Annotated in this window: 13 protein-coding genes; 3 read left to right on the plus strand and 10 right to left on the minus strand. The window is 42.7% G+C overall.

Annotated features, from left to right (window positions below):
* Positions 1 to 146 precede the first annotated feature (146 nt).
* From VIM89_RS06015 to VIM89_RS06050, 8 genes are all read right to left on the minus strand, one after another.
* Positions 147 to 896, minus strand: coding sequence for an ABC transporter ATP-binding protein (locus VIM89_RS06015; RefSeq protein WP_488155233.1), 750 nt, complete (start codon positions 894 to 896; stop codon positions 147 to 149).
* Entirely contained in the window at positions 893 to 2,206 is a 1,314-nt protein-coding gene (locus VIM89_RS06020) for an efflux RND transporter periplasmic adaptor subunit (RefSeq protein ID WP_488155234.1), read from the minus strand. The genes VIM89_RS06015 and VIM89_RS06020 overlap by 4 nt, the downstream gene beginning before the upstream one ends.
* 11 nt (positions 2,207 to 2,217) lie before the next feature.
* Positions 2,218 to 3,570, minus strand: a complete 1,353-nt coding sequence (locus tag VIM89_RS06025) for a TolC family protein (RefSeq protein ID WP_488155235.1) — start codon at positions 3,568 to 3,570, stop codon at positions 2,218 to 2,220.
* 171 nt (positions 3,571 to 3,741) lie between these two features.
* Positions 3,742 to 5,085 carry a polysaccharide deacetylase family protein gene (locus VIM89_RS06030; RefSeq protein ID WP_488155236.1) on the minus strand — a complete coding sequence of 448 codons (1,344 nt, stop codon included), beginning with the start codon at positions 5,083 to 5,085 and terminating at the stop codon, positions 3,742 to 3,744.
* Positions 5,086 to 5,157: 72 nt separating this feature from the next.
* Positions 5,158 to 5,802, minus strand: coding sequence for a DUF6992 family protein (locus tag VIM89_RS06035; RefSeq protein ID WP_488155237.1), 645 nt, complete (start codon positions 5,800 to 5,802; stop codon positions 5,158 to 5,160).
* Between the two features lie 82 nt (positions 5,803 to 5,884).
* The gene (locus tag VIM89_RS06040) at positions 5,885 to 6,757 is read right to left on the minus strand and encodes a PfkB family carbohydrate kinase (RefSeq protein ID WP_488155238.1); all 873 of its coding nucleotides are present in this window, start codon (positions 6,755 to 6,757) and stop codon (positions 5,885 to 5,887) included.
* 45 nt (positions 6,758 to 6,802) lie between these two features.
* Entirely contained in the window at positions 6,803 to 8,146 is a 1,344-nt protein-coding gene (locus tag VIM89_RS06045; RefSeq protein ID WP_488155239.1) for an FAD-binding protein, read from the minus strand.
* Between the two features lie 27 nt (positions 8,147 to 8,173).
* The gene (locus VIM89_RS06050) at positions 8,174 to 9,004 is read right to left on the minus strand and encodes an SDR family oxidoreductase (RefSeq protein ID WP_488155240.1); all 831 of its coding nucleotides are present in this window, start codon (positions 9,002 to 9,004) and stop codon (positions 8,174 to 8,176) included.
* Between the two features lie 80 nt (positions 9,005 to 9,084).
* Between VIM89_RS06050 and VIM89_RS06055 the strand changes: the two genes are divergently transcribed.
* Positions 9,085 to 10,017, plus strand: coding sequence for a glycoside hydrolase family 43 protein (locus VIM89_RS06055; protein WP_488155241.1), 933 nt, complete (start codon positions 9,085 to 9,087; stop codon positions 10,015 to 10,017).
* Position 10,018: 1 nt separating this feature from the next.
* Here VIM89_RS06055 and VIM89_RS06060 read toward each other — a convergent pair whose 3' ends face one another.
* Both VIM89_RS06060 and VIM89_RS06065 read right to left on the minus strand, forming a co-directional pair.
* The gene (locus tag VIM89_RS06060) at positions 10,019 to 10,945 is read right to left on the minus strand and encodes a helix-turn-helix domain-containing protein (RefSeq protein ID WP_488155242.1); all 927 of its coding nucleotides are present in this window, start codon (positions 10,943 to 10,945) and stop codon (positions 10,019 to 10,021) included.
* A gap of 14 nt (positions 10,946 to 10,959) precedes the next feature.
* Entirely contained in the window at positions 10,960 to 12,006 is a 1,047-nt protein-coding gene (locus VIM89_RS06065; RefSeq protein WP_488155243.1) for an NAD(P)-dependent alcohol dehydrogenase, read from the minus strand.
* A 242-nt stretch (positions 12,007 to 12,248) separates the two neighbouring features.
* Here VIM89_RS06065 and VIM89_RS06070 point away from each other — a divergent pair, with 242 nt between their 5' ends.
* Positions 12,249 to 13,136 carry an oxidoreductase gene (locus VIM89_RS06070; protein WP_488155244.1) on the plus strand — a complete coding sequence of 296 codons (888 nt, stop codon included), beginning with the start codon at positions 12,249 to 12,251 and terminating at the stop codon, positions 13,134 to 13,136.
* A 70-nt stretch (positions 13,137 to 13,206) separates the two neighbouring features.
* Positions 13,207 to 14,010: a helix-turn-helix domain-containing protein gene (locus VIM89_RS06075; RefSeq protein WP_488155245.1), complete on the plus strand. Its 804-nt coding sequence runs from the start codon at positions 13,207 to 13,209 to the stop codon at positions 14,008 to 14,010.
* Positions 14,011 to 14,028 lie beyond the last annotated feature (18 nt).

Consider the following 14,028-nt stretch of genomic DNA (forward strand, 5'->3'; position numbering starts at 1 on the left):
AAGGGGTAAAGTGATTAGCATTCCGAACGGCTTCCTACAGCCAATGACAAATCGTAATCTTTTTCTTTACCCTTTTCTTCTGCACTAAATCTACTCTTAACTCACATTGTTTTTATCCTATCCACAAACATAGGATGACAATCAATTTAATAATCATCGCTTACAGGTAAATTATCCAATACCTCTTTTGCTGAACGCCTGTTCTCGTTTTTAGTATCCTTTTGAATATGCCCGTCGCGCAACTGTATAGTACGACTGCTAAACGAAGCGATATCCGGCTCGTGCGTAACAAATACAATGGTTTTGCCCTGCTGCGAATTCAGGTCCTGCATCAACGCCATGATCTCGTAGGATGTACGGCTGTCCAGATTACCAGTAGCCTCATCCGCTAATATCATCACTGGCTGATTTACTAATGCTCTTGCTATGGCCACGCGTTGCTGCTGTCCGCCGGATAGTTGGCTTGGTGTGTGATCGAGACGTTCAGCCAGCTTTACTGATTCCAGTGCATGAATAGCTCTTTCGCGTCTTTCAGCAGCACTGATATCACGGTTATAGAGCAATGGTAACTCCACATTTTCAAGCGCTGTAGTTCGTGGAAGTAGATTATATGCCTGGAAAACGAAACCTATTTTATGATTTCGCAAACGTGCCAGCTCATCGCGTGAAAGCTGCTTAACATCAACCCCATCCAGGAAATAATTGCCTATAGACGGCTTATCCAGGCAGCCAAGAATATTCAGCAATGTTGTTTTCCCCGATCCACTGCTTCCCATGATGGTTACAAATTCTCCGGCTTCCACATCAAATGAAATCCCCCTAAGCGCATGCACGGTTTCACTGCCCATCACAAAATCGCGCCGAAGCTCCCTTATTTCTAAAGTTTTTTTGCTCATCGGCCGCGGCCTCCTCCGCCACCGCCGCCTCTTCTTTGAGGCAGGAACGGGCTTGCACTATTTGGCGTGGTAGATATAGCGCCTGCCGGGCCACCAGTTATACCTGTGGCTACCAGATCATCAGCACTCAACCCGCCTAGCACTTCCACATGAGTGTTATCATTAAGGCCAATCTGTATTCTTTTTTGAATCAGCTTTTTGCCTTGCAGTACCCAAACCGATGCCCGTTGTTTGGTTATACCGGATGAATCTGAGCGGCTTTTGGCTGTATGTGATACCTGGTTAGCTGCCGGATTACCTCCAACAGTCTGTGCATTCCCGCCGGCATTTTGACCTTTACTACTGCGCTTGTGCGGTACTTTACCTTCTATCTGGTAATCCTTCATTAATGCTGAATCCGGTGTAAATGCTAATGCTTTTGCAGGGATCAACATTGCATTATTCACTTCTTTGGTGTAAATAATAATATTGGCGGTCATGCCAGGTTTCAGCTTCATATCATCATTTGGCGCATTGATAATGGTCGTATAGGTTACCACATTGGCTGATACGGTAGGATGGAGGCGTATATCTTCCACGGTCCCGCCAAACTGATCGTTTATAAAGGCATCCACAGTAAAGGAAGCACGGTCGCCTGATTTTACATCACCTATATCGGCTTCATCCACATTGGCCTGAACTTCCATTTTAGTAATGTCTTTAGCAATCACAAACAGAGTAGGGGTGCTGAAACTGGCTGCGACTGTCTGTCCAACGCTGATGTTTCTATTCAGAACCACCCCGTCAATCGGCGAATAGATCTCCGCATACGATAAATTCTTTTCTGCTGATCGTATCTGTGCCTGGGTGCTTGCTACAGCCCCCTTTGCTGCATTGAGGGTGTTTAGCGCATTATCATAATCAGCCTTGCTGATCGCGTCTGTTTTATAAAGTAAATTCTGCCTGTTAAAATTGTTTTTAGCATACTCAAGCTGGCTTTGCGCGTTTACCAGGTTGCCTTTATATTGATCGAGCGTGGCCTGCAACAATGATTTATCCAGTTCAGCAAGCAACTGTCCTTTCTTTACTTTCGAGTTGAAATCAGCATGCAGCGTTTGAATGATACCCGATATCTGGGTACCTACGGTTACGGTATCCACAGGCTCTATTTTACCAGTAGCAGTAACACTTTGCGCTATGTATCCCTTGGTCGGTTTTTCGGCTTGTACGGTTACCGGCTGTTCTTTTTTACGGAAGAACAGCAGCCAGACAAGCACAATGACTATCAGTACGGAAAGTATTATGATCAATCTTTTTATGCCAGGTTTCATGATAGCTTGCTTTACAATTTAATGGGGACACCCCGGTAAAAATCATATATCTTCAAGGTTAGCAACTCGTTGTATTTGGCCTGGATGAAGGCTTGCTGAGCTTGTACAAATAAAGTTTTCTGCAATAGAAAATCGACCGTATTGGCCACGCCAACCTTCAATTGTTCGCTGGCGATGCGATAACTCTCCTTGTTGTAGTTGTATTGCTCCAGGGCAGCATCGTACTGACTTTTAGCGTTTTGCACATTGATGTATGCGCGCTCAACGGATTGAGAAAGGGTGACCTTTGTATTCTTTAAATCTAACTGCGCCTGATCGACCTGTATTTTGGCTTCTTCCACCTGTGTTTTTACCTGGCGTTTGGTAAAAATAGGCACTGATAAAGTAACGCCAACTTGCTGGTTAAAGTTATTATTCAACTGGGATGGGAAGGTGCCGTTATCGGTAACATAGCTTGAATTGAGGGATGCACCGGCAGTAAGGGTAGGTTTATAACCCGCACGGGCTTTCTCTACATCATACTGGGCGATCTTAACACCCAATTCGCCGCTTTTCACTTCAGGGCGTGTGCTTAGGGCGATTTGTTCTGTTTCGCGAAATGCTTTCACACTATCGGTTCTGACTATCGTATCCGGTCGCATAATATCGAAATACATGTCGCTCGGCAGTACCAAAAGCTCTTTCAGTGTAAGCAGGTCGCCACGCTCAGAGTTTTTCGCATTCACCAGGGTATATTCATCTGTAGCCTGTTGTGCCTGCAATTGAATCAGAGCGCTGCGTGCCACGCTTCCCACATCAAAACGTTGTTGTTCTAGTTTGGTCTGTGCTTTTGCGGTGTTTACCTGGTCGGTATCAAAAATAATGTTCTCTTTGTCCTGCAAAATGGCCAGGTAGGCTTGTGTGACCTGTAAAGTAATATCATTTTCCTGCTGAATAATGTTCAGGTTAGCCGATTGTACAGCCAGGTTCTTTTGCGAAATGGTATTGTTGATGTAATTACCATTATATAAGGTGACCTGAGAGTTAAGCCCATACGACCCATAAGCTGAAAGCCCTGACCCGCCGCCACCAATTACATTTCCATTAGCATCAACCTTACTGTTGCGGCTTTTAGCATGCTCGAAGTTTTGTGTAGCTGAACCTGAAAGACTGGGCAAACGCGCAGCCTTTGCCAGCAAATATTCCTGCTGACTGGTTTGCTGGGTGAGCCGGAGCGTATTGATTTGGATGTTATTCTTTTTGGCGTAATCAATACACTGCTCCAGGTTCCATTTAACCGATTTTCCTACAAGGGTACTATCCTGTGCTGCGGCATGTAAATAACAGAAAAGAGATAATACGAATAATATCCTTTTATAAAACATGGTTATCCGGTTTTGGCAGATATGTCAAGTATTATGTAATTGACTTAAAGCTAAAAACGGGAAAATTGTTTGGAAAAGCATTGATTATGAATGTAATATTTTAATTACTAAATCATATATAAATGCGTTTATTATTCCTGATTTCTGATATTTTCTAATGAAAAACACTGATCAGGCCTTCATAAGCACAATATTAACCCCATTCGGTTCCGCTTGGTAAAGAACATAGTTTCCCTTATCGTCACTCTTTACCTGTAGTTGATGCGTGTGCTTACCCTGGGTTACTTTTGCATTTTTCCAGCCGGAAGGAACATATGTCTTAAGCGTTAATGGCAAATAATATTGCGACTTATCAAGTGTGTGATTAAGGGATACCATTATCTTCCCGCCCTTGTTATCAGTCATTATTTTTGAGGCTTCGCGTTCGCGCATGTAGCGGGTCACATCGCCGAAAGTAGCCACCCATAGGTTGTCTTCTTTACTCCTAATGTAATGGAAATATTCATCGAGCATGGTGCTTGGCAGTGCTTCATATCCCATTCCATCTATTCCATGAAATACTAGTACCAGCCAGGTATCTTTCCTGTTGGCGGCAGTATCCACCCACGATTTCATCAGCGGCAAAGGCGTTTTGGTAGTACCTCCGCGTTGCCATTGTACATAGTCTTTAGTATTTGGCCCTGGTGTTACTTTGCTGGCGCGATCGATCTCTTTTAGCCATGGTTCAGGCATACGGTTTCTAAAAGCCGGATAGATTGGGTACGCGATCTGCATCACCCTTTCATTTTCATAACCATAAGGCACTTCGCACGAAAAAGTATATTTTGGTCCCAGGTGGGTAAGTATCTCTTCCTTACTTTTCTCCAGTTCGTATTTAATATTCGCTTCGTCTAATCCCGGCATTGTTGCATGGGTAATAGAGTGACTGGCAATTTCATAACCTTCAGCGGCATCTTTTTTGAACTCTTCCCAGGTAGAACCCTCTGCCTGTAAATATTCAGGACAAGGTTCATATCCTTTTGGAAAATCCCCGTGGCGAACTTTTGCATATAATGAGTCCATCAATTTAAAGGCTTTGTCTTTTTTGCCAGAATCATACATACCGCCGGCTTTTGTATGATAACTGATAGTGCCTTTATACCCCAGGTAGCCTGCAGCTGAACATCGTTCTAAAAAATTCTGATCATTGGTCGGAATAGTAGCAGATTCTTTGATAATTTCAGCAACCGGTCGGCCCACAAATTTGCCATGATATTTTGAGCCTGTAATTGGACCTGTAATAACGAAGAAGGTTGCAGGCATTTTTATTTTCTCCATTACCGGCAACGCTTTTAAAAATTGATTTCGCGAAGCATCGTCGTAAGTGATGGATACAGCGCCATTTTTACCATACTGCCATTCAGTAACGGTTGTGGCACCTGCAACGGATTGTTGAGCTAAACAAAATATTGCCTGGCAACTGAAGATAGGACCAAGAAGCAGGCATTTTAGGTTTATTGGTTTTGTAAAATGCATGCTCAAATATAGCTATCAGAAGGTATGCATAAAATTATGCACATAATTGTTACTTTGAAAAGTAACAAGAAATTACATGGTGATCACGGTACCTATGTGGCGACCGTCAAAAGAGATTGGGTGCTTTTCGAGAAAGTTTCCAAGCCTGGTGCCGTTTCTTTTTTCGGCATGATACATTATTCCGTCGAAGATCAAAAGGAAGCTACCCTGCATTAAGATCGACTCGCCATAACCTTTCATGATAGGTGATTTTCTTGAATCACCAACCAATTTCAGATAAGAACCAACGCCTATATAGCCAATATCAAATGCGCCATTGATCAGAAATATCTTTTCAAGTTTCTTTTGCTGTTCCAATGTTTCGGCAGCAGTAAGATTTTTCCTGCGATATTTTTGAACATTGGCGTATCCCAGCAATGCAGTTCCGAAGTCAACCGCTCCCCAGATAGTGTTCATTTGAAAGAAATATTGCCCTTCGCGACTGATCCCTTTAGAAGAAACGACCTGCGATCCACCCAGGTCGGCATACACACTGGTGGTTTTATTATTCCAACCCCAAATAGCTCCTGTACCTAAATTGACAATACCCCAGGCGCCCAATACCTTCATACCTGACGATGTGGTGTTAATACGCAGATTATTATAATATTTCAGCGAGTCCTGCGCAAAAGCAGAAGTGCAAAACAGTACTAAAATTATGACAAGGGCTTTTTTCATCTGGATTGGTATCCGGTCTTTTTAAAATTAAGTAAAAATAATGAATAAGAGTTAATGGTTTGAGGGTTAAACGGTACTTGGCTCAAAAGGGTTTTGATAACCGGTGAATAACCTCCTCTTCAGTTCCTCTGAATGGTCCGGGCGATTCCATTTTCAAACTTGCTATTGCTGCCGCGAACTCGCCCGATTCCTGTATGCTTTTTCCTTTCACTCTTTGATATAAATAACCACCCATATAGGTGTCACCACAGCCCGTAGCATCCACAATAACTTTTGGCCTGTAGGCCGGGATATCATAAAAAGTACCATCGTAGTAAATAGTAGAACCCATGCTGCCATTGGTAACCACAATTTCCTTTACACCCCAATCGGCCAGGAGTTTTACACCATCGCTTACCTGTTCGTACCCTGTTAAAACGGTCATTTCAGCTTCGTCAACCTTTAAAATATCTACATACTGCAAAGCTTCTGTTTTATCTGCCCAATCAACAGCCAGTACCTTCTGATTTTCGACTTTACGAAGATATCCCTGTGCATCCAATGATACTTTCCCCTTTTTAGATATTGCTTTGATAAAATCGGTTGACATATCATCGGCCAACAGCGGTCCCAAATGGAATATTTGCGCTTCAATATCCTGTAATGGTTCAATAGCAAATGGATCAGCTTTAGCTAAAACGTTTTGTGTCCTGACATCCGGGTTATCACCATAAATATTTTCAAAGAAGACAGTGTGTGCACTCGGCTGTACCTTTATTTCAAGGCCTTTGCCGCGAAGACGATCTACATATTGCATGTCATCTTCAGCGAGGGCGGTCATCAGTAAATACTTCACGTCCAGGTTGCAAACAGCATAAGAGAAGTAAAAAGCAGTGCCCCCGGCCATGTAGATGGTTGTTTTGGGCGTAACAATTTTATCGGACGTAAGGTGGCCAACGCAGCAGATGTCGTACATGGTAAAATTTAAAAGCCGCCAATATAGTGATTTGCAAAAGGATGCTTACGCCTTATCATAAATATTATGATCGATGAATCCATTTCTAAACTTTCCTTTCGGATCATATTCAGCCACCAGCTTTTTAAAGTCAGCCAGTTTTTCATAGCGCGATTCCAATACTTTAGGCGCCATAATAAATATTTTACCCCAATGCGGACGCGGATTAAAAGGCGCCAGCTCTTTTTCGATCAACGGGAGCAGTGTCATTACAGCTTCTGTATCCTGTTTCCAGGTGAAATGGATAGTAACCGAAGTTTGATTATGACATGGACTCATCCACAGCTTATCCGCTGCAATAGTTCGTATCTCGGTAATAAACAGATGCGGACCGATCTGTTTGCCTAATTTAGAAACAGCCTCTATTGCTTCAACCGCATGTTTTAGAGGAACAAAATATTCGGACTGTAATTCTTTACCGCTGCTTGGCGTAAAGCCCATTTTAAAATGAGGCAGACGCTCATACCACGGTCCGGGGACACCCATTTGTTCAGTACAGCTTTCGGCTGAGTGGTCTATTATTGGGTGAAGATTTTTAGTAGCAGCTTTAGCGCCATAAAATTCAGGCTGGTTATGATCTTTCTCGTCCATGCGGCTCTTTATCCAAACTTCATTGATGCTGTCGCTCTGCCAATCGGTAAATAAACTCACACTGTACCCGGCGGACATGATCTCTTCGAAATGGGCCTTTAATTGCGAAATAGGCAATTTTAAAAACACCCGTTGGCGCATATTATAAGTTGGCTGAATTTGCAATGTCACTTTGGTGATAATGCCCAAAGCGCCTAAACCAACTACAGCCGCATTTAATTTTTCGGGATCAGTAGCTTTTGATAAATGCACTACGCTGCCATCTGCTATCACAATTTCTAACCCTGTAACAGCTGATGAAAGATTCCCATTTTTAATACCTGAACCGTGCGTAGCTGTGGTAATAGACCCTGCAACTGAAATATGCGGCAGCGATGCCAGGTTATGTAGGGCATAGCCATGCTGATGCAGGTAGGGGGCAAGTTCGCCGTATTTAATGCCGCCTTCTACAGTAACCGTATGATTTTTAGTATCAATAGCAATTATTTTATTCAGATCGCGTGTTGAAACCAGGTCGTCCTTGCTATCGGCAATGGTATTGAAACAATGCCGGGTACCCAATGCACGTAGTTTAGGCAGCTTCTTTATCAACTGCTGAACCTCGGCAACTGATTTTGGATATTGAACATTGTCGGTGCTGTAAGTAAGATTTCCGGCCCAGTTTTTTAAGCGCGGCTGTGCAGCCATACTTTCAAACTGCGATAAAAGAGGAGTAGCCATTAAGGTAGTGCTTAGTTGGATAAAGGTCTTTCTTTTCATGGTCAAATCGGTTATTACAAGGTAATATTAATTTGACGATTGCGGAAGAGGATCGAATGCGCAATCTTTCCAGCTTTGTATTTTAAAGGTATAATTCAGAATGGATTTTAGTTTGACGCTATTGATGACTTTCCATGTCTTTAGTTCATGAAGAAACTTTGGAGCTTCATAACCACCTTTCAGGGCTGCATCTTTATAAAAATCTTCTTTAGCGGGATGATCTGGCGAACAAGCATTAAATATATGGCCAAAGGCATCCTGTTCAATAATAGCAGAGCCGATACCAACGCAATCATCGAGGTGTATCATATTAACAGGAGCCAATCCATTTGGGATATCCTTTTTACCTGCAAAGAAACGCCCCGGATGCCTGCCCGGGCCAACCAAACCTGCAAAACGAATAATGGTGGTTTTAAACCCGGCCTTACTCCCGAAAAGGTTTTCTGCTTCCAATAACATTTTGCCTGATTCCGAATCAGGGTTCGGATCATCTATTTCAGTTACGGTTTTATTATGATCACCATACACTCCGGTGGAGCTGATGTAGATCACTTTTTGGATGTTATTCTCTTGTATAGCCTGAATGATATGATTGAGCTTAGGTAGATAAGAGGAACCTTCGCCTTTCTTTAATCCGGGTGGTATGCTGATCACTAGGACATCGCATTTGAAGAAATCTGCATCATAGTTTAGCTGATCGGCATTTACCTGGACAACAAATGGAGATATACCGAGCTCTCTTAGCCCGTCCAGCTTCTCCGTTGAAGTTGCTGATCCTTTAACAGTAATGCCTTTTTGCAGTAAATCTTTCGCTAATGCTTTGCCGTACCAGCCACAACCTAAAATGCTAACGATCATTCTTTTTAACAATAAAACTGATTCGCGGTAAACCTAACGCGTTTTTTCCTATTTTTCGCAATTAAAATCTGATGTTATCCATGAAATACTTTTTAGCTATAATAAGCTTGTCTGTTTTAACTTCGTTGAATGCTTTAGCACAGAAAAATCCGGTGATTAATGGCTGGTATGCTGATCCCGAAGGGATAAAATATGGTGATACTTACTGGGTTTTTCCAACATATTCGGCTAAATATAGCGAGCAGGTATTCTTCGACGGATTTTCATCAAAAGACCTGGTTCATTGGGAAAAACATCATGATATATTGGATACTGCTGCCGTTAAGTGGGCCAAGCGTGCTATGTGGGCTCCGGCTGTTTTGGAAAAAGGCGGCAAATATTATTTCTTCTTCGGCGCTAATGATGTGCACAAAGGCGAAGTGGGTGGAATAGGAGTAGCCGTATCAGATAAGCCCGAGGGCCCTTATAAAGATCTGCTAGGCAAACCACTCATCAATGATACTGTAAATGGCGCGCAGCCTATTGATCAATATGTATTTAAAGATAAAGATGGAAGCTACTATATGTATTACGGCGGCTGGGGGCATTGCAACGTAGTAAAATTAAAGGATGACTTCAGCGGCGTTACGCCTTTCCCAGATGGTGCTCTATATAAAGAGATCACCCCCGAAGGTTATGTGGAAGGGCCGTATATGATGTACCGTAACGGTTACTACTATTTTATGTGGTCGGAAGGTGGCTGGACAGGGCCGGATTACAAAGTAGCTTATGCGATGTCGAAATCGCCACTTGGCCCGTTCAAACGTTTAGCAACAGTTTTACAACAAGATCCTAACATAGCTACTGGCGCAGGCCACCATTCAGTAATTCACTCTGTTAAAGACGATAAATATTACATCGTTTACCACCGTCGCCCGCTTGGCGAAACCGATGGTAATCACCGTGTGGTATGTATAGATGAATTGTTTTTTGATAAGGAGGGTCACATCCTCCCGGTGAAAATGACTAAATAGATCAGTTCTGCAAGAATGACAACCGGAATGCGACTGGTGATTGGTTAGTCTTTTGTTTAAACAATTTATTGAAGGATTGCGGGTGTTCAAAGCCTAGCTGGTAAGCGATCTCGGCCACCGAAAGGTTACTGGAGCTTAATAATATTTCCTTGGCCTTCTCAATAAGTTTATTATGAATATGCTGCTGTGCATTTTGACCCGTAAGCGAACGAAGCATATCGCTTAAGTAACGCTGAGAGACTTGTAATTGTGCGGCTACATCCTGAACAGTTGGCAAGCCATTCTGCATTGCTTTTTGTGTGTCGAAATGTTCTGAAAGCAACTCGTCAAGTCGGGTTAAAAGATCATGATTGGCAGCTTTACGGGTAATGAATTGCCTGTTATAATAGCGATTGCTGTAATGAAGCAGCAATTCTATCTGTGAGATAATCACATCCTGGCTGAACTGGTCTATAGGTAAAGCCAATTCATCTTCGATCATTTTGATCACACCGAAAAGGCTTTCCTTCTCTTTCTCAGAAAGATGCAAAGCTTCAGCAGATGTATAAGAGAAGAAGCCGTAATTTTTGATCTGCTTGCCTAAAGGATAGTTCCTTAAAAAATCAGGATGGATCATTAAAGAGAAACCACCGTAATCCTGTTCTTCCTCATCCACCAGAATAACCTGGTTAGGAGAAATAAAACACATGCCGCCCTCATTGAAATCGTAAAAGTGCTGGCCGTATTTAAACCTGCCGGTGAAGTTACTTTTATAAGAGATCTTATACAGGTTCATGATCATTCCACCCTCAATGCTGCTCCATTCGGGTTTCATGTCCTTGTAATAATTCAGGCTGATGAGCGGGTGCAGCGGCTTAGGCAAACCAAGCGCATGGTTCAACTCCGAAACGGAATTGAACACACGCGGCTGTTTGGTTTCTTTTTTCATGGATGCTGATTAGCTTATTTCAAAGTCGCCATATCGATCACGAAGCGATAACGTACATCGCCTTTTTCCATACGCTCGTAAGCAGTGGTGATGTCTTTGATGTCGATCAATTCGATATCTGAAACGATGTTATGCTCTGCACAGAAATCCAGCATTTCCTGGGTTTCTTTTATACCACCAATGCCTGAACCTGCAACACTTTTACGGCCTGCAAGCAAACTGAATGCTGATATTTCAGCAGGATCAGAAGGTGCGCCTACGCACATCATGGTACCATCGGTTTTTAATAACGACAGGTACATATTGAAATCGTGTTTAGCTGAAACGGTATCGAGAATGAAATCGAATGTGCCCTGTGCAGCTTTGATTTGCTCCGGATCAGAAGTAACCACAAAGTGATGTGCGCCTAATTTTTTAGCATCCGCTTCTTTTTTAGGTGAAGTGCTCAGTACAGTCACATCCGCACCGAATGCTACACCGAATTTAACGCCCATGTGGCCCAATCCACCAAGACCTAATACTGCCAGTTTATGGCCTTTGCCCACTTTCCAGTGACGCAACGGTGAATAGGTAGTGATACCTGCGCATAGAAGCGGTGCAGTAGCTGCAAGGTCAAGTTTGTCTGATAAGTGCAAAACGAAATCTTCTTTTACCACTATGGTGTTTGAATAACCACCATAAGTAGGCATTGAGTTATCGCGTTCCATACCATTATAGGTATAAGTACAACCTTCCAGGCAGTATTGCTCGAGGTCGTGGTTGCAGTTTTCGCAATGACCGCATGAGTCAACCATACAACCGGTAGCCGCAAGGTCGCCTACTTTAAATTTGGTAACATGGCTGCCTACTTTCACAACACGGCCAACGATCTCGTGACCAGGAACCATAGGAAAAATACCCGGGAACCAATCGTCTTTAATCTGGTGCAGGTCGGAGTGGCAAACACCGCAGTATTGAATATCAAATTGTACATCATGAGGACCTACCTCGCGGCGCTCGAAGTTCCACGGAGCTAAGTCAGATTTGTTGGTTTGGGCTGCATAGCCTTTGGTCTGTATCATAAGTTTCCTGTTTTTTTGTGGTTACAAATATTGGGTAATAAAAGTAAAACACCATTAGCCATAATGGTTTTTGTTGTAGCCAAACCGGTTGCAATCATCATGTTAATGTCACAAAGCGGTTAAGGTAAAGTTAAGTGATAAGTACAATAAACAAGTGAGCGTTTTAACAAAGTAATTTGAGCGTTTCAACAAAGCGGCGCGGCCGGATTTGAAGGAAATTTGTCTTATCAAAATTTAAGGCAATGACAAAAATTTGGTTTATAACAGGCAGCTCCCGCGGATTGGGAAGAAGCCTAACAGCAGCCGTTTTGGCTAAAGGTGATAAAGTGGCCGCAACAGCCCGCACCCCTGAACAATTGAGTGAGTTGGTTGAGCGATACCCCGGTCAGATACTTCCTTTAAAACTGGATGTGACTGATAATCATCAGATTCAAAAAGCAGTGCAGCAAACTGTAGATCATTTTGGAAGGATAGATGTACTGGTAAATAATGCAGGTTTCGGAACCATTGGCGCAGCCGAAGCTTATACAGAAGAACAGGTACGCAGCCAATTGGAAACAAATTTATATGCACCAATTGCCATCACAAGGGCAGTATTGCCCATCATGCGCAAACAACGTTCTGGCCGAATTTTGCAGATCAGTTCGGTAGGTGGCAGAGTTGGTAATGCCGGGTTAACCATTTACCAGGCAGCGAAATTTGGTGTTGGCGGTTTTACTGAGGCCCTTGCTAAAGAAGTGGCACCATTGGGCATCAAAGTAACGAGTGTAGAACCCGGTGGTTTTCGTACTGATTGGGTGTCTACCGCCTCTACAGTTGATATTCCCGAGGTAGAAGGTTACGAACAGACCGTCGGTGCAAGAAAAGCATTGTTTGGCAGCGATAAATTTGTACCGATGGGCGACCCGGCTAAAGCAGCGCAGGTAATGATCGAATTAGCAGAACATCCAGAGCCTCCTATACATTTAGTATTAGGAAGCGAAGCTATAGCATTAATAAAACGAGCCGATGCTATGAGAAGTGAAGAGATGGAAAAATGGATTTCTGTAAGCTACTCAACCAATGCAGATGATGCAGTAAATCCTCTTGAAACCGAAGCAGGAAAGGCTTTGTTTGCTTCGAAAAGATAAAATAAAATTTCTTTGTTCCCTTTATGATAAAAATAGCTTATAGAGGGAACAGAGATTTATAGATTTGACCATGCTTTTATCAACAGATAAAAAATTACCTTCTATAGCTTATTCCTGCTATGTGAACCGTAGCAGGGAAGGAGAACAGTTTGTTCCTGAACATGGGTTTACCTACCAGGTGGCAGGCACCATGATAATGAATGATGGTAATAAGGAATATGTTTTTCATGAAGGCAGTTTCCGGTTTGGCAAACGAAACCACTTGATGAAGTTTTTGAAGGTACCACCAGAAGGAGGGGAGTTTAAATCACTTTCAGTACGATTGGATCAGCAGACACTTCGCAATTTTAGTATGGAGTTTGAATACGCATCAGAAAGCCATGTGAATGGCGATACAGTTTTAAAGCTGAAATCCGATGCCTTGTATAAAAATTACATGGATTCGTTACTGCCTTATTTAGAGCTTAACGGCTTGGGTAATGAAAAGCTGTTAGCTAACAAACTAAATGAAGCTATCCTATTACTGCTCAAAGTAAATCCAGAACTGAAAGATATCCTGTTCGACTTTAGCGAGCCCGGCAAGATCGATCTGGAAGCTTTTATGAATAAGAACTTCCATTTTAATGTAGAACTTAATCGATTTGCCTATTTGACCGGTCGGAGCCTCGCAACATTTAAACGGGATTTTGAGAAGATATTTCACTTGTCACCCAGCCGCTGGCTTTTGCAGCGTAGGTTGCAGGAAGCCTATTATATGATCAAGGAAAAGGGCAAAGCCGCTTCAGATATTTATCTTGAACTGGGGTTTGAGGACTTATCGCATTTTTCTTTTGCATTTAAAAAGGCGTACGGCGTGGCACCATCAAGAGTTTGACATAAAAAAATCTATATA

This window comes from Mucilaginibacter sp. (assembly GCF_036568825.1).
Taxonomy (GTDB): Bacteria; Bacteroidota; Bacteroidia; order Sphingobacteriales; family Sphingobacteriaceae; genus Mucilaginibacter.

Bases quoted from the DNA above. Each gene is read 5' to 3' on its own strand.
- VIM89_RS06015 (WP_488155233.1), bottom strand. From the start codon at position 896: ATGAGCAAAAAAACTTTAGAAATAAGGGAGCTTCGGCGCGATTTTGTG.
- VIM89_RS06020 (WP_488155234.1), bottom strand. From the start codon at position 2,206: ATGAAACCTGGCATAAAAAGATTGATCATAATACTTTCCGTACTGATA.
- VIM89_RS06025 (WP_488155235.1), bottom strand. From the start codon at position 3,570: ATGTTTTATAAAAGGATATTATTCGTATTATCTCTTTTCTGTTATTTA.
- VIM89_RS06030 (WP_488155236.1), bottom strand. From the start codon at position 5,085: ATGCATTTTACAAAACCAATAAACCTAAAATGCCTGCTTCTTGGTCCT.
- VIM89_RS06035 (WP_488155237.1), bottom strand. From the start codon at position 5,802: ATGAAAAAAGCCCTTGTCATAATTTTAGTACTGTTTTGCACTTCTGCT.
- VIM89_RS06040 (WP_488155238.1), bottom strand. From the start codon at position 6,757: ATGTACGACATCTGCTGCGTTGGCCACCTTACGTCCGATAAAATTGTT.
- VIM89_RS06045 (WP_488155239.1), bottom strand. From the start codon at position 8,146: ATGAAAAGAAAGACCTTTATCCAACTAAGCACTACCTTAATGGCTACT.
- VIM89_RS06050 (WP_488155240.1), bottom strand. From the start codon at position 9,004: ATGATCGTTAGCATTTTAGGTTGTGGCTGGTACGGCAAAGCATTAGCG.
- VIM89_RS06055 (WP_488155241.1), top strand. From the start codon at position 9,085: ATGAAATACTTTTTAGCTATAATAAGCTTGTCTGTTTTAACTTCGTTG.
- VIM89_RS06060 (WP_488155242.1), bottom strand. From the start codon at position 10,945: ATGAAAAAAGAAACCAAACAGCCGCGTGTGTTCAATTCCGTTTCGGAG.
- VIM89_RS06065 (WP_488155243.1), bottom strand. From the start codon at position 12,006: ATGATACAGACCAAAGGCTATGCAGCCCAAACCAACAAATCTGACTTA.
- VIM89_RS06070 (WP_488155244.1), top strand. From the start codon at position 12,249: ATGACAAAAATTTGGTTTATAACAGGCAGCTCCCGCGGATTGGGAAGA.
- VIM89_RS06075 (WP_488155245.1), top strand. From the start codon at position 13,207: ATGCTTTTATCAACAGATAAAAAATTACCTTCTATAGCTTATTCCTGC.